This is a genomic window from Bradyrhizobium sp. USDA 3311 (assembly GCF_054062495.1).
Genome location: NZ_JBSSFI010000001.1, coordinates 5,304,760 through 5,318,769 on the forward strand (window position 1 = coordinate 5,304,760; position 14,010 = coordinate 5,318,769).

The window sequence follows — 14,010 nt, forward strand, 5'->3', positions numbered from 1 at the left end:
CGAGCCGAGGATACCGTGTCACAACCTTCCTTCCTGAACCGGCAGGGACTTCATCTGCGCCCCGATCCAGCGCGGGTCATCGTGCGGCCGTTCAAGCCGGCGACCGAACCGCGCGATCTCAATCCGACCGACAAGATGCGCGCAAATCATATCGTCGAGCGGGTTCTCGCACTTAATTCGGAAGCCGTTGCGGCCCAGCTCGCGGACGTCCTCGATAATTTCGAGGGCCGACATCGCAATCTCCTGGAGAGGTTCGAGGCCCGCGCCGACGATATGGAGGATGCTTTCGCAACGCACGGTATCTTCTCGAAAGCCCAGCGCCAGCTGATCGGCGCCTATTTTCTCAGCGAGTATTCGTTCGAGGCCTCAGCCTTGTTCAATCCGAGCATCGTACCGCACCCCGATCAATCCGGTAGCCCGGAGGGCGGCAAACGCTTCATCCTCAGTCTCCGGGCGATCGGCGAAGGGCATGTGTCGTCGCTGACGTTTCGAACCGGAACGATCGCGGCTGACGGGAGCCTGACCGTCGATCCGACGGCTCGCCTTGCCTCGGTCCCGCGGATCAGCCATCGCGCATCCGGCCCGGACGGCGACCGGGTCGAGCTGACGTTCAGGCCCGAGGAAGATCTCAGCGAGCGTGTCATCTTTCCCGTGACCGAATCCCAATCGAACGGCATCGAAGATGCGCGCTTTGTCCAATTCAGCGACGGCGATCGGAAGACCTATTACGCGACCTACACGGCCTACAGCGGGCGGGCGATCCGGTCCGAATTGATCGAGACCAGCGATTTCATGTCGTTTCGACTGGCGCCTTTGCGGGGCGCTGCGGCCCACAACAAGGGCATGGCGCTGTTCCCGCGCAAGATCGGCGGCAGCTATGCCATGATCGCGCGACAGGACAATGAGAACCTGTATCTGGTCTATTCGGACGACCTCTCCACATGGGAAGGCGGCCGGGCCCTTCTGAAACCGCAGTTTCCCTGGGAGTTCGTCCAGATCGGCAATTGTGGGTCGCCGATCGAACTCGACGAAGGCTGGTTGCTGCTGACGCATGGTGTCGGCCCTATCCGGAAATACTCGATCGGAGCGGCGCTGCTCGACAAGCACGATCCATCCAGGGTGCTGGCGCGTTCGAGCGAGCCGCTGTTGCGGCCTGAACCGTCCGAGCGCGAAGGGTATGTCCCCAACGTCGTCTATACCTGCGGCGCGATGAGGCACAATGACCAGATCATCCTGCCATATGCCGTGTCGGACACCTTCTCCAGTTTCGCAACGATCAGGATTTCCGCGCTCATGGATGCGATGCGACGCTGAACGTTCGCAGTCGTTGACGTCACTTCCGTTTGCCAACAGGGTCAGAGGAGCCGTCATGGTTCGCCAAACAACCTACGTCGTGCAGGCGTTCAATGCCGGCAAGGGCGGGAATCTCAAGGCCGACTCTCCGATCGTCTGCAAATCGGAGAGCGGCGCGCTGCGAACGGCGGAGAGACTGGCCTTGAGCAAGCTCGGTGTCGTTGCGTTCTCGTCCAGCGGCGATGCCGAAATGGGTGACTATGACGATGAGCCGACGGTGTTTTTCCGGAAAGGCGAGCTTCCGGCCGGCTTCGACTAAAGTCCCTGGTTGCGATCGAGAAGATATTTTTCAGAGGAGCCTACATGAGCGAGCGACTTGAAACCCTGAAGAAGGCCCGCGATCGCATGATCGAGGACAGAGACGCGCATGCGAAAGTGCTGGCCGCTCCCTTTGTGCGCGACACGGCCGAGCGGGCGCGCAACAAGTTCGTCGAGATTCAGGCGCTGATCGACGCCCTCGACCGCGCCATCAGCGGCGAAAGCCTGGTGCCCGTCAAGAACTGAGGCAGCGCAACGGGAAATCAGCCGACATCTCGTCGCAGGGGAGCGGTCGCATGCCGATGGCTGCGACCCCTTATTGCTGTCTCGCCCATTCGACGATCGCCGCCGCATCCGCGCCGACCTGGGTCTCCCAGGTGGCGATCGCGTCCGTCGCGGCGTTGCGGAGTGCGGTGACGAGGGACGGCGGTGCGGGCTCGGCGATGTTGACGCCGTTGTCGCGCATGCGCGCATAATTCTCGGTCGTGCGATGGGCCAGCAGCGCGAACTGGCTCTGCTCGGTCTCGGCCGCAGCCGCCATCACCTCGCGCTGCATCGGCTCGGACAGCTCCGCGAACGCCTCGCTGCGGACGAAGGCGATCGAGACCGGCATCGCATAGTTGATGGCCGTGAAATGCGGCAGGAAGTCCCAGAGCTTGCGTCCCGCGCCGCCGTCGCCGGAGGTGAGGAACGCGTTCAGCTGGTGCTCCTTCAATCCGGCGAGCGCTTTGTCCATCGGCAGGAACTGCGCATTGGCCCCGGCCGCGCGCATCACCGCGCTGGAACTGGCGTCATAGGCCCGCAGGTTCAGCTTTGGCAGATCGTCGGCGCCTGCGAGCGCATGATCCGACCAGAGGCCCGTCGCCGGCCAGATCGTCAGATAGAGCAGCTTGAGACCGCGGGCGGCGAACGCCTTTTCGTAGAGTGGGCGTGCCCGCGCACTGGTGGCGCGAGCGACGTCGACCGATTGCACCAGGAAGGGCAGGGTAGAAAGGGCGAGCACCGGGTCGAGGCCGGACAGTGCGCCCGCAAAGGCATCGCCGCCGGCGATCCGGCCCTCCAGCGCCGCGCGCGGCATCTCGCCCGAGTTGATCTTGAGCTCGTTGTCGAAGGCGCTGGCCACGGTCACGAAACCGTTGGTGCGCGCCGCGACGCGGTCGGCGAAAGTGGTGAGGCCGATCCCGGAAATGTTGCTTTGCGGATATTCCGTGGTCATCCGCCAGTTGACCTGCGCCATGGCCGGCGCGGCGGACAGGACCAGGGCGGCGAGGGCAAGGATCGCGCGGATCCGTTTGGCGGGGAAACGCATTGGGAGAAGCAGGTCAGGCAGCATATACTGGCAACTCGTCGAACCATGGCACGATGCCACAACATGGCGGATCATCTTCTCGCATGCCGCGCCGGCGTGCGCCACAGCGATGCTTGGGCAGTGTTGGCGCGAATTGCATCACTCGCCGTTGCCGTGCTGCTGACCTCTGCGACAGAGGTCGCGGCAGGGGACAGCTCGCCCGCGGGGACCGACGTCGCGGTGCCGAGCGTCGAGGAGCTGGCGACGCCGCCGCAGAAGCCAGCGGATGCGCGCGAGAGCGACACGCGGGAGTCCATCTGCCTGATCGTCGAGGCGGCCGCGCGGGACGCCAACCTGCCGCTGGAATTCTTCGCCCGCGTGATCTGGCAGGAGAGCCGATTCCAGGCCGATGCGGTGGGGCCCATGACGCGCAGCGGCGAGCATGCGCAGGGGATCGCACAGTTCATGCCGGGCACCGCGAGCGAGCGCGGGCTGCTTGACCCGTTCAACCCGGTTCAGGCCTTGCCGAAATCGGCCGAATTCTTGAACGAGCTGCGCAACCAGTTCGGCAATCTCGGGCTTGCGGCGGCCGCCTACAATGCGGGGCCGCGCCGCGTCCAGGAATGGCTGGCCGGTACCGGCCCGATGCCGGAGCAGACCCGCAATTACGTCTATGCCATCACCGGTGCGACGGTGGATGCCTGGGCGAAGGCCGGCGGTACCGGCAAGGGCCCGCCGAGCGCGCCGCCGACGAGCTGCCGCGATCTCATGGCCCTGTTGAAGCGCGCGCCGAATCCGTTCGTCGCCGAGCTCGAGCAGCATGTAGAGCTGGCCGCCGCGAAGATCTGGGGCGTGCAGCTCGCCGCCGGCTTCGACCGCAACAGGGCATTGGCGATGTATTCCCGCGCGGTCACGCGGCTGAGCGCGGTGATCGGCGAGCGCGACCCGAGCCTGCTGAGTTCGGTGATGCGCAGCCGCGGCACGCGCGCGTTCTACCAGGTGCGCATCGGCGCGGATACGCGCAGCGAGGCGGATGATCTCTGCAACCGCATCCGCAAGGCTGGCGGTGCCTGCTTCGTGCTGAAGAACCGCGGTGTGAGCGGGTAGGGCAACTCTCTCCCGCCGTCATTCCGGGGCGCGCCCCTTGGCGCGAACCCGGAATCCATTGTTCAACAATCTCTGCGGCCTGATGGATTCTCAGATGCGCAATTGCGCATCATAGCTCGCGACTTCGTCGCGCCCCGGAATGACGGCGGCGGGTGTTGGCCGTGCGCATGCCAGCTCCGCCGCGCGGTTCCTTGACGCGGACCGCCGCATTGCCCGTTATGCAGGCACGATTCCGTAACCCCAGCCGGCCGTCCCGTGGCGCTTCCTCCGCTCGATTCACCTCAATGGCAAAGTCCTTGGCGCGCCTTTGCGTGGGGGCTGCGCTCGATCACGCAGACGATCCTCACCATCGTGCTGTTCGTGACCTATCTCGGCATCGGCGCGCTCGCCCACGACACCCATTTCAGCCTGCTCTGGGCGCTCTGCTCGACGCTGTTCGTCTGGGCAGGCCCCGCGCAGATCATCCTGATCACGACGCTCGGCTCGGGCGCGACCGTCATCCAATCGGCGATCGCGGTGACGGTCAGTGCGATCCGCCTCTTTCCGATGGTGGTCTCGGTGCTGCCGCTGATGCGCACGCCGAAGACGAAACGGCGCGAGCTGGTCTTCGCCGCGCATCTCACCGCCGTGACGCTCTGGGTCGAATGCCACCGCTTCCTGCCGCAGGTGCCGCGCGAGCGGCGCATCGCCTTTGTCCACGGGCTCGGCTGTGGCCTGGTCTCGGTGTGCCTCACCGCCAACACGGTCGGCTATTTCCTCGCCGCCAACCTGACGCAGACGCTTGGCGCCGCGATCCTGCTGCTGACGCCGCTGTCCTTCCTGTTCTCGACCGCGCGCAACAGCCGCGAGGTCGCCGACGTGGTCGCGCTGGCGCTCGGGATTCTGCTCTATCCGCTGGCGGCGAAGATGAACTCCGGCCTCGACATCCTCGTCAGCGGCGTGGTGGCTGGGTCGATCGCCTACGGCGTGCATTGGTGGCGGGAGGTGCGCGCATGAGTTTCGCACAGCTCATCGGCGACTGGCATGCGCTCGCAGTCCTGTTCGTCGCCGGCGTCGTGCCCAACCAGATCTGGCGCATGCTGGGCCTGTGGTTCGGCGGCGGTATCGACGAGGGTTCCGAGCTGCTGGTCTGGGTGAGGGCGGTCGCCACCGCGATCCTGGCCGGCGTTATCGCCCAGATTGTGGTCGAGCCGCCGGGCGCATTGGCAAGCGTGTCCGATGTCCTGCGCTACGGCGCGGTCGGCGCCGGCCTCGTTGTCTTCCTGCTGACCCGCCGCTCGATCTTCGCGGGCGTTGTCACGGGCGAAGTCTTCATGCTGGCCGGCACGTGGTGGTTGGGCTAAAACCTTCGCGAACAGCAAGGAACTGGAAATATGGTTCGCGAAAACGAGCTCCGCGAGGGCGAGGTCGCCATCGAGCTGCCGCCCGCAGAGGATGCCGGCCTCGTCTTCATCGGCCGCATCCGCACGCCCTGGACGTCGCGGCTGGAGACGCCGCGGCAGGGGCGGCACGACGGCCCGATCTGCCGCCTCGAGATCTTCGAGCCGTTCGTGCCGGCCATCAAGGGCGTCGACTTCTACAGCAATCTCGAAGTGCTCTACTGGCTCGACAAGTCGCGCCGCGACATCATCCTGCAAAGCCCGAAGAACAACGAGAAGACCCGCGGCACGTTCTCGCTGCGCTCGCCGGTCAGGCCCAACCCGATCGGCACCTCGATCGTCAAGCTGGTCGGCATCGAGGGCAATGCCATTCTGGTGCGCGGGCTCGATTGTCTCGACAACACGCCGCTGATCGACATCAAGCCTGACCGCTGCGAGTTCACGCCGCTGGCCGCGCCGCAAGCCGGGGATTTCCAGACGGAGTAGTCGTCATTCCGGGGCGATGCGAAGCGTCGAGCCCGGAATCCATCGGGCCGCAGAGATCGTCGTGAAATGGATTCCGGGCTCGCGCCAAGAGGCGCGCCCCGGAATGACGATGTGGAGAAAGTCAGCCCGCCTTCAGCGCCGCGATCAGCTTGGTCGCGTTCTCTTCCAGCACCTTGACGTCTTCCTTGCGGCTCGCGGGCGGCAGCATCGCCACCCCGTCGTGGCGCGGCAAGACGTGCATGTGCAGGTGAAACACCACCTGTCCGCCGGCCGGCTCGTTGAACTGTTGCACGGTGATGCCGTCGGCCTTGAACGCCTTCATCGCGGCGGCGGCGATCCTGTGCGCGCCGCGGGCGACGTGAGCGTAGTCGTCGGGCTTGATGTCGAGGATGTTGCGGGCAGGGGCCTTCGGGATCACCAGCGTATGGCCCGGCACCCGCGGCATGATGTCGAGGAAGGCGAAGACGTGCTCGTCCTCATAGACCTTGTGGCAGGGAAACTCGCCGCGCAGGATCTTTGCGAAGATGTTGTTGGTGTCGTAGGCGGTCATGGCAGCTCCTCGGCGGCTCCTCGGAATTTTGCGCTTACTGTCACCAGCCGCATCGAACCGTCAAGGCGCCTCGTCGGCGCCTTTCCGGAACGGGCCGAGCTCGGCCAACTCCCGTCCGGCCTCGGCGACATAGGCGCGCTCGCGCTTGAGGTAATCGTCGATGGCGCGGCGCAGGCCCGGATCGGCAATGAAGTGGGCGGAATGGGTCGTCTTCGGCAGGTAGCCGCGCGCGATCTTGTGCTCGCCTTGCGCGCCGGCCTCGACGTGTGTGAGGCCGCGCGTGATCGCGAAATCGACCGCCTGATAGTAGCAGACCTCGAAATGCAGGAACGGATGGTGCTCGACCGCGCCCCAGTTGCGGCCGAACAGCGTGTCCGAGCCGATGAAATTGATCGCGCCCGCGATCCAGCGGCCATTGCGGCGCGCCATCACCAGCAGCACGTCCTCGCTCATGGTCTCGCCGATCAGCGAGAAGAACTCGCGCGTCAGATACGGACGGCCCCATTTGCGCGAGCCGGTCTCCATGTAGAATTCGAAGAAGGCGTCCCAGGCCTCCTCGGTGATGTCTTTTCCGGTGAGCCAGTGGATCGTGATGCCGGACGCGAGCGCGTCGCGGCGTTCGCGCTTGATCGATTTGCGGTGGCGCGAGTTCAGGGTGGCGAGGAAGCCGTCGAAGCTTGCAAAACCCTCGTTGTGCCAGTGGAACTGCTGGTCGGTGCGCTGGAGGAAGCCGTGCCCGGCGAGCAGCTTCCACTCCGCCTCCCGCGCGAAGGTGACGTGCACAGAGGAGGCCTTGCTGACCCCGCACAGCGCCACCAGCCCGCTCGCCAGCGCCTCCATGATGCGCTCGCGGTCGACACCGTCGCGGACCAGCAGCCGCGGCCCGGTCGCCGGGGTGAAGGGAACCGAGACCTGGAGCTTGGGATAGTAGCGCCCGCCGGCCCGCTCGTAGGCGTCAGCCCAGCCGCGGTCGAAGACGTATTCGCCCTGCGAATGCGATTTCAGATAGCAGGGCACGACGCCGGCAACGCGGCCGTCGATCTTGGCGACCAGATGCCGGGGTCCCCATCCTGTGCGGATCGTTGCCGAACCCGATTTCTCGACGGCGGAGAGAAACGCGTGCGAGACGAACGGGTTATAGGCAGGCTTTAAGAGACCGGCCGAATCGCCTGGAAGCCCGGATGAGGATCCCTTGCCATGCCCGTTGCAAGCCTTTTCGATAAGAGCCTTGCCGGGATTTGCGCAGGCGTCCCAATCTTCGGGCGACACTTCGCCAATAGACGGTACGGCCTCGAGCGTGATTTCGGTTGATGCCATCGTGCCCAAGATCGTGCATTGCAGCAGCGACTTCAAGAGGGCGGGAACTGAGGTGTAGATGCAAACGCGGTATCAGCGATTGTGCAAAGATCTATCCCGAGTCGTCCTGGCGATAGCCAGGACCCATACCCACAGAATTTGGTTTGGCGATGACTCGGAGTTGCAGCTTCGGGCCACGACTCCTCCCTGGGGTAATGGGTCCTGGCTTTCGCCAGGACGACCCTAGGGCTACGGCACGAACCCCTCGAAGATCATCTGGTCCGCGTATTGTCCGACTCGCGTCCGCTGCTCCGGCGTCCGCACGGTCCAGCCGAGCAGGGCGCAGCCGAACACATTGCGGGCGATCCAGGGGGCGGGTGCCGGGAGGTGGTCGACCTTGAAGGCGACGAAATGCGGCTGGGTCTGGAAGCCGTGGCGCAGGTACAGCATGCTGTCGCGCTGCGCCTCGGTCAGCTTGGCCCAGTACTCGTCCTCATAGCTCCGCTGCGCGACGATGCCGCGCGGGCGGGAGGGCAGCAGTTCGCGCAGCGCCAGCACCTGGTCGGGATCGAAGGACATGCCGACCGCGGGGCCCTGATAGGACGCCAGCACCTCGGCCATCCGCTTCACCAGCTTGCGGTCGCCGCCAAAATGGCTCTTCACCTCAATCACCAGCGGCACCCGGCCGCCAACCATGGCGCAGAGGTCGGACAGCGACATCATCCGCTCGTCCGTGTCCTTGAACCTGATCGCCCTCAGCTCCGCCGCGGTCCTCTCGATCACCTCGCCGGTGGCCTCGGTGAGGCGGCCGAGTGCATGGTCGTGATGGACCATGGCCTCGCCGTCGGCCGAGAGCTGGATGTCGACCTCGATCGAGAAATTGCCTGTGATCGCAGCCTGGACCGCGCCCGGCATGTTCTCGACGATTCCGCGGGAAATGTCGTGCAGGCCGCGATGGGCGACCGGCCGGGCTGTCAGCCAATCAGGGGCGCGCATTCGCGTCAGGCGACCTCGAACACACCCTCGACCTCCACCGCCGCATCCGCGGGCAGCGAGGCGACGCCGACGGTGGTGCGGGCATGGCGGCCCTTGTCACCGAAGGCGGCAACCATCAGGTCGGAGGCACCATTGAGCACCTTCGGCCCGTCGAGGAAGTCCGGCGCCGAGTTGATGAAGCCGCCGAGGCGTACCACGCGGACGACCTTGTCGAGATCACCCAAGGCCGCCTTGACCTGGGCCAGCAGGTTGACGGCGCAGCCGCGCGCGGCCGCGGCGCCTTCTTCGATCGAGACGCCGGCACCCAGCTTCCCCTTGGCGATCAGCTTGCCCGCGGGATCGAAGCAGACTTGGCCGGAGACGAACAGCAGATTGCCGGTGCGCACGAACGGCACGTAGTTGGCCACGGGGGTGGGCGCCTCGTGCAGCTTGATGCCCTGTTCCGCCAGTTTCTGCTCGACCGTGCCCGCCATCTTCGACCTCGTTGTCCAAAAATCATCCACCCCGGGCGCGTCCCATCGGCGGCCCGGGCGCGCCCTGTTTCGCCCATCGTGCCGCCACATGCAAGCAACCCCGGCGGGCTGCATTTTGTTGAGGCAGGGCAGGAGGTTCAGGGCGAGGGCCGCAACTTTACGTGAAACGGCCTCAGTTGCGACGCAATGGAACGGTCATTAAAATGTCGAATCTGCGCTTCCCAAGGACGCATCTTCAAGGAACAGACATGATGCACCTTTTCCGGACTTCGCTCGGTGTGATGGCGCTCGCGGCGGCCGCTTGTGGCCCCGGCGGCGGGGCGCTGGCCGCCAACGGTCCGTTCCTCGCGCATCAGGCGCTCTATGACCTCAGCCTCGTCAAGTCGCGCTCCAATTCGGTCAACAGCGCGCGCGGCCGCATCCTCTACAATTTCACCGGAAGCTCCTGCGAGGGCTACACCTCCGAATTCCGCCAGGTCTCCGAGCTCGACAGCGGCGAGGGCAAGATCACGCTCAGCGACCTCCGCTCCAACTCCTGGGAGGACGCCGCGGGAAAAAGCTACCGTTTCAAGATCGAGACGCGGATGAACGAGGCCGACGCCGGCCGGGTCGACGGCTCGGCCGAGCGCGACGGCGACCACATCAACGTCAAGCTCAAGCTGCCGGCGCCGAAGAGCTTTACGCTCGACGGCAAGATCGTGTTCCCGACCGAGCAGATCCAGCGCATCATCGCCGCCGCCAAGGACGGCAAGTCGCTGCTCGAGCTGTCCGTCTATGACGGCTCCGACGACGGCCAGAAGGTCTACAACACGCTGACCGTGATCGGCCAGCCGATCCCCGCCGACCGTGCCTCCTCGACCGATCCGTCCACCACGGACGAGCACATGAAATCGCTCAAGCGCTGGCCCGTCACCGTCAGCTATTTCGACCGCGACGCCCAGCAGAAGGAAGGCGAGCAGACGCCGATCTATGCAATGGCATTCGAGCTCTATGAGAACGGCGTCTCGCGCCAGCTCGTGCTCGATTACAATGATTTCGTCATCTCGGGCGCGATGGGCAAGTTCGACGTCAAGGACAGCAAGCCCTGTAATTGAACGTCGATCGTCATTCCGGGGCTCGCGAAGCGAGAACCCGGAATCTCGAGATTCCGGGTTCGGTCCTGCGGACCGCCCCGGAAGGACGGCGAGAGTTGTTTGTCGGCTCTCACTCCGTGTCGTCATTGCGAGCGCAGCGAAGCAATCCAGAATCTCTTAGAGGAACGATTCTGGATTGCTTCGTCGCAAGAGCTCCTCGCAATGACGGGCTGGCCCTCAGCTCCCTCTCCCGCTACGCTCTCTCCCAACCACAAACCTCCGGGAGCCAGCTCCATGCCCAAGCTCGACCATCTCCGCCCCAGCGGCCTGCACCACAATCCGGCCTATTCCCACGTCGTCACCGCCACGGGCGCGCGGACGATCTACATCTCGGGCCAGGTCTCGACCGACGAGGAGGGGCGGATCGTCGGCGAGGGCGATATCGCCGCGCAGACGACGCAGGTGATGCAGAATCTCGGCCTGGCGCTGAAAGCTGCCGGCGCGAGCTACGCCAACATCGTCAAGATCACGACCTTCGTGGTGAACTACAAGCCGGAACTGCGCCCGATCATCGGCAAGGCCCGCTCCGCCTTCTTCGAAGGCATGGAGCCGCCGGCCTCCACCCTCGTCGGTGTCTCCGCGCTCGCCGCGCCGGAATGGCTGATCGAGATCGAGGCGGTGGCGGTCGCGGATTGAGGTGCGGACGGAATGACTTTGCAGAATTCCATTCGGATCGCTGCTGCCTTGATGAGCAGGAGCGATGGGCGCGTCCTGCTGGTCAGGAAGAAGGCTACCGAAAGCTTCATGCAGCCCGGAGGAAAGATCGAGATCGGCGAGCATCCGCAGGACGCGCTGAGGCGCGAATTGTCGGAGGAGCTCGGATCGATATCGATCCGAGCGAGATGACCTATGTCGGGCGATACACTGCGCCTGCCGCGAATGAGCCGGGCCGGCAGGTCGATGCGGAAGTATTCCGCATCGTCATTGCGCATCCGGTCGCTCCGGGAGCCGAGATCGAGGAGATTCTCTGGCTCGATCCGTCCACGCCCGGAGCTGTCAAACTCGCGCCTTTGACGCGGGACAACCTACTTCCGCTGTGTTCGTGAATCCCGTAGCCCGGATTGCGCTTCGCTCCACCCGGGCTACGAGTGCTTCGCTTTGGACATCTCCCGCAGAACGGCCATCGCCTCATCGGCCTGGTCGACAGCCACAAAGAGATGGTCGTGGTGGAAGGCCGAAACGGCATTCACGCTGATGCCGGCTTCGGCCAGTCGCGCCGTGATAGCCGCCAGAAAGCCCACCGCATCGAGTGCGGAGTGAACCGTCAGGGTGATCGGGCGCGATGCAAACGCGTAGCGTAAGCCTGATGCCTCGGCTTCTTCGCGTGGGATCACCAGCGTCGTTCCTTCCTGCTCGCGGAACGTCAGCAGTGGGTTGACCGCTGCGGGAATGGGCTCGTTGGGCGGGATCGTGCAAAACACGAAGGCGCCGGGCTGCATCTCCGGCTTCATGTTTTTCAACAGCACGCTGAGGTCGCGTTCGCCTGTCACGGTGCCAGCTCCTGGGCGGGCGGGATCGTTTGAGCCCTTGCGAAGCTATCGGCGCCGGAAGCCGTTGGAGTCACGGTCAACATACCTTTGTATATCTCTTGCAATCCTTCTCATACGCTGACCTTACGCTGGTACAATTGAGCGACGGCGGGAGATTCTTACAATTTGAGTCCACTCGGGTCACTGCGAGGAAGCTCAAATGAACGTCATCATTCGAAAGCTCAACGGCCTGTGGCACCTCGTCGTCGGGTCTTGTCAGATCCGAACTCCGTTCCTGGAGACTCAGGATCGGCAGTTGGTCGTTCAGTATGCCCGGCGCGTCTATCCGGGTGCGCGGATCTTCGAACGCGACTGAATTGAGCAGGACTCGATCACTCCTGCTGTCCTGTTTCGGGACCATCATACGCGATGCCACGAATGACGGCGGAGTTGCCGAACTTCTTGCGCAGACTGTCCACCGCGCGCTCGGCGTGGGCGGCGCGGCGGTCGAGCATGTCGGTGTCGTCGGCGGGCGAGCCTTCGCGCAGTGCGCTGACGCCGGCGCCCATCAGGCGGAAGGCGGTACCGTCGATCTCCTTGGCCAGCATCTCGCGGCAGATCGAAAAGATCTTTGCGGCGAGCTGCGTTGGCGCTGCGATCGACTGCGAGCGCGTGCGCTGGCGGAAGTCGGCGGTCTTCAGCTTCAGCGTGACGGTCGAGCCGGCAAGCTCGCTGCTCTTCAGCCGCGACGACGTCTTCTCGCAGAGCCGCCAGAGAATCTTCTCCAGCGTCGCGAAATCGCGGATGTCGGTCTCGAAGGTGGTTTCGCTGGAAATCGTCTTGGCGCCCCGATCGGGCTCGACGCGGCGGTCGTCGATGCCGCGGGCAAGCCGCCACAGCCGGCGGCCGTCGCTCGGAAATTGCCGCATCATCTCGATCTCGTCGGCCTTCTGAAGATCGGCGATGATGCGGAAGCCGCGCTGCACCAGGCGTTCCTGCGTCGCAGGACCGACGCCGAAGATGAAGCCGACCGGCCTCGAAGCCAGCATCAAACGCGCTTCCTCCTGATCGAGTGCGGCAAAGCCGCGCGGCTTGTCGAGGTCGGAGGCGATCTTGGCCAGGAACTTGTTGCAGGAGAGGCCGACCGAGACGCTGATGCCGATGTCGCGCTCGATGTTGCGCGCAAACCGCGCCAGCACCTTGGCCGGGATCATGCCGTGGACCCGCTCGGTGCCGGAGAGATCGAGGAAGGCCTCGTCGATCGAGAGCGGCTCGACCAGCGGCGTCAGCGCCTGCATGGCCTGGCGTACCTCGCGGCCGACGCGGACGTATTTCGCCATGTCGGGACGGATCACGATCGCGTGCGGGCAGGCATCGAGCGCCTTGAACATCGGCATCGCCGAGCGCACGCCATAGGTGCGTGCGATGTAGCAGGCGGCCGACACGACGCCGCGCTTGCCCCCGCCGATGATGACGGGCTTGTCGGCGATGTCAGGATTGTCGCGCTTCTCGACTGTCGCATAGAAGGCGTCGCAGTCGATATGGGCGATGGTCAGGCTCGAGAGCGCGCGGTGGCGGACGAGGCGAGGGGAACCGCAAGCCGAGCAGCGCCGCACGCCCATATCCAGATCGACCAGGCAATCCCGGCAGAAGCAGCGGGGCCCGGCCGGGTCGGAGACGGTCACGGCACGTCGCGCTCCCAGGTCCGGTCGCCGAGCGCGTCGCCCAGCACCTGCCGCGCCGCGGCAACGTTGGTCGGATGCAGCTCCGAGGCCGTGGCAAAGGCCTTCACGGTCGCGTCATCGCGCAGCACGAAATCGAGTACGCTGAGGAGGAAATTGGGGTCCGAGGCGGCGTTCCGAAGGGTCTCCGGGCCGACACCTGTCTCGGCCAGGAACAGGCCCAGCCGCTCGGGCTCGCCCGCGACAAAGGACAATGCCTGAATCGCAACGATTTCAGCGACTTCGCGGGGGTTGTGAACAGGCTTTTTCAAGGGCCCAGTTTGCCTTTCCGTTAACTTTCAGTGTCTACTTTGGAATATGCCCGAGTCTCGCGCCTGAGTCTTGCGACGCCCGACAAGCAACTGGAAACCACATCGCAGAAAGTGGCCCCTCGGGTTTAACGAAACTAGAGCGAATCTGAGGCTAGTTTGAATCCAGTTTTCGAAGCGCCGGGGAGCGGCGCCTGAGGCGTCACATGTATCGGGCTTCGTGCCAATCAGG

Annotated in this window: 20 protein-coding genes; 12 read left to right on the forward strand and 8 right to left on the reverse strand. The window is 64.8% G+C overall.

Features of this window, described 5'->3' with window-relative positions; genetic code table 11:
• Positions 1-15 precede the first annotated feature (15 nt).
• The 3 genes from ACVWW6_RS25330 to ACVWW6_RS25340 are packed head-to-tail and all read left to right on the forward strand — an operon-like array spanning position 16 to position 1,857.
• Positions 16-1,314 carry a glycoside hydrolase family 130 protein gene (locus ACVWW6_RS25330; RefSeq protein WP_456681547.1) on the forward strand — a complete coding sequence of 433 codons (1,299 nt, stop codon included), beginning with the start codon at positions 16-18 and terminating at the stop codon, positions 1,312-1,314.
• Positions 1,315-1,369: 55 nt separating this feature from the next.
• Positions 1,370-1,612 carry a hypothetical protein gene (locus ACVWW6_RS25335; protein ID WP_027548121.1) on the forward strand — a complete coding sequence of 81 codons (243 nt, stop codon included), beginning with the start codon at positions 1,370-1,372 and terminating at the stop codon, positions 1,610-1,612.
• A gap of 44 nt (positions 1,613-1,656) precedes the next feature.
• Positions 1,657-1,857, forward strand: a complete 201-nt coding sequence (locus ACVWW6_RS25340) for a hypothetical protein (RefSeq protein ID WP_011087899.1) — start codon at positions 1,657-1,659, stop codon at positions 1,855-1,857.
• Between the two features lie 70 nt (positions 1,858-1,927).
• Here the strand turns inward: ACVWW6_RS25340 and ACVWW6_RS25345 are convergent, their stop codons facing one another.
• Positions 1,928-2,944 carry a TRAP transporter substrate-binding protein gene (locus ACVWW6_RS25345; RefSeq protein WP_456681548.1) on the reverse strand — a complete coding sequence of 339 codons (1,017 nt, stop codon included), beginning with the start codon at positions 2,942-2,944 and terminating at the stop codon, positions 1,928-1,930.
• 39 nt (positions 2,945-2,983) lie between these two features.
• Here ACVWW6_RS25345 and ACVWW6_RS25350 point away from each other — a divergent pair, with 39 nt between their 5' ends.
• From ACVWW6_RS25350 to tsaA, 4 genes are all read left to right on the forward strand, one after another.
• Entirely contained in the window at positions 2,984-4,006 is a 1,023-nt protein-coding gene (locus ACVWW6_RS25350; protein WP_231166498.1) for a lytic transglycosylase domain-containing protein, read from the forward strand.
• Positions 4,007-4,261: 255 nt separating this feature from the next.
• A complete protein-coding gene (locus tag ACVWW6_RS25355; protein ID WP_060912523.1) occupies positions 4,262-5,002 on the forward strand; it encodes an AzlC family ABC transporter permease in 741 nt (246 codons plus the stop codon).
• The gene (locus ACVWW6_RS25360; RefSeq protein WP_028171555.1) at positions 4,999-5,349 is read left to right on the forward strand and encodes an AzlD domain-containing protein; all 351 of its coding nucleotides are present in this window, start codon (positions 4,999-5,001) and stop codon (positions 5,347-5,349) included. The genes ACVWW6_RS25355 and ACVWW6_RS25360 overlap by 4 nt, the downstream gene beginning before the upstream one ends.
• 30 nt (positions 5,350-5,379) lie before the next feature.
• On the forward strand, positions 5,380-5,871 hold the full coding sequence (gene tsaA / locus ACVWW6_RS25365) for a tRNA (N6-threonylcarbamoyladenosine(37)-N6)-methyltransferase TrmO (RefSeq protein WP_011087894.1): 492 nt from the start codon (positions 5,380-5,382) through the stop codon (positions 5,869-5,871).
• Between the two features lie 121 nt (positions 5,872-5,992).
• On the opposite strand, the gene ACVWW6_RS25370 is transcribed toward tsaA, so the two are convergent.
• From ACVWW6_RS25370 to ACVWW6_RS25385, 4 genes are all read right to left on the reverse strand, one after another.
• Positions 5,993-6,421 (reverse strand): HIT family protein, encoded by a 429-nt coding sequence (locus tag ACVWW6_RS25370; RefSeq protein ID WP_060912520.1) that lies wholly within the window; start codon positions 6,419-6,421, stop codon positions 5,993-5,995.
• Between the two features lie 60 nt (positions 6,422-6,481).
• Entirely contained in the window at positions 6,482-7,738 is a 1,257-nt protein-coding gene (locus tag ACVWW6_RS25375) for a GNAT family N-acetyltransferase (protein WP_456681549.1), read from the reverse strand.
• Positions 7,739-7,966: 228 nt separating this feature from the next.
• Positions 7,967-8,713 carry a glycerophosphodiester phosphodiesterase gene (locus ACVWW6_RS25380; RefSeq protein WP_456681550.1) on the reverse strand — a complete coding sequence of 249 codons (747 nt, stop codon included), beginning with the start codon at positions 8,711-8,713 and terminating at the stop codon, positions 7,967-7,969.
• Positions 8,714-8,718: 5 nt separating this feature from the next.
• On the reverse strand, positions 8,719-9,186 hold the full coding sequence (locus ACVWW6_RS25385) for a RidA family protein (RefSeq protein WP_008130072.1): 468 nt from the start codon (positions 9,184-9,186) through the stop codon (positions 8,719-8,721).
• 248 nt (positions 9,187-9,434) lie between these two features.
• Here ACVWW6_RS25385 and ACVWW6_RS25390 point away from each other — a divergent pair, with 248 nt between their 5' ends.
• The 4 genes from ACVWW6_RS25390 to ACVWW6_RS25405 all read left to right on the forward strand — a co-directional run bounded on the left by ACVWW6_RS25390 (position 9,435) and on the right by ACVWW6_RS25405 (position 11,365).
• Entirely contained in the window at positions 9,435-10,280 is an 846-nt protein-coding gene (locus ACVWW6_RS25390; RefSeq protein WP_028171560.1) for a cell envelope integrity EipB family protein, read from the forward strand.
• Between the two features lie 273 nt (positions 10,281-10,553).
• Entirely contained in the window at positions 10,554-10,955 is a 402-nt protein-coding gene (locus ACVWW6_RS25395; protein WP_028171561.1) for a RidA family protein, read from the forward strand.
• Positions 10,956-11,006: 51 nt separating this feature from the next.
• Positions 11,007-11,165: an NUDIX domain-containing protein gene (locus tag ACVWW6_RS25400; RefSeq protein WP_456681551.1), complete on the forward strand. Its 159-nt coding sequence runs from the start codon at positions 11,007-11,009 to the stop codon at positions 11,163-11,165.
• Entirely contained in the window at positions 11,162-11,365 is a 204-nt protein-coding gene (locus ACVWW6_RS25405) for a hypothetical protein (RefSeq protein WP_456681552.1), read from the forward strand. The genes ACVWW6_RS25400 and ACVWW6_RS25405 overlap by 4 nt, the downstream gene beginning before the upstream one ends.
• A gap of 36 nt (positions 11,366-11,401) precedes the next feature.
• Here the strand turns inward: ACVWW6_RS25405 and ACVWW6_RS25410 are convergent, their stop codons facing one another.
• The gene (locus ACVWW6_RS25410; protein WP_110116288.1) at positions 11,402-11,809 is read right to left on the reverse strand and encodes an ACT domain-containing protein; all 408 of its coding nucleotides are present in this window, start codon (positions 11,807-11,809) and stop codon (positions 11,402-11,404) included.
• A gap of 199 nt (positions 11,810-12,008) precedes the next feature.
• Here ACVWW6_RS25410 and ACVWW6_RS25415 point away from each other — a divergent pair, with 199 nt between their 5' ends.
• Positions 12,009-12,164 carry a hypothetical protein gene (locus ACVWW6_RS25415; protein WP_165448163.1) on the forward strand — a complete coding sequence of 52 codons (156 nt, stop codon included), beginning with the start codon at positions 12,009-12,011 and terminating at the stop codon, positions 12,162-12,164.
• Positions 12,165-12,180: 16 nt separating this feature from the next.
• Here ACVWW6_RS25415 and ACVWW6_RS25420 read toward each other — a convergent pair whose 3' ends face one another.
• Together ACVWW6_RS25420 and ACVWW6_RS25425 are read right to left on the reverse strand one after the other, a co-directional pair.
• Positions 12,181-13,473, reverse strand: coding sequence for a DNA polymerase IV (locus tag ACVWW6_RS25420; protein WP_011087884.1), 1,293 nt, complete (start codon positions 13,471-13,473; stop codon positions 12,181-12,183).
• Positions 13,470-13,781 carry a DUF3572 domain-containing protein gene (locus ACVWW6_RS25425; RefSeq protein ID WP_011087883.1) on the reverse strand — a complete coding sequence of 104 codons (312 nt, stop codon included), beginning with the start codon at positions 13,779-13,781 and terminating at the stop codon, positions 13,470-13,472. The genes ACVWW6_RS25420 and ACVWW6_RS25425 overlap by 4 nt, the downstream gene beginning before the upstream one ends.
• Between the last annotated feature and the right edge of the window lie 229 nt (positions 13,782-14,010).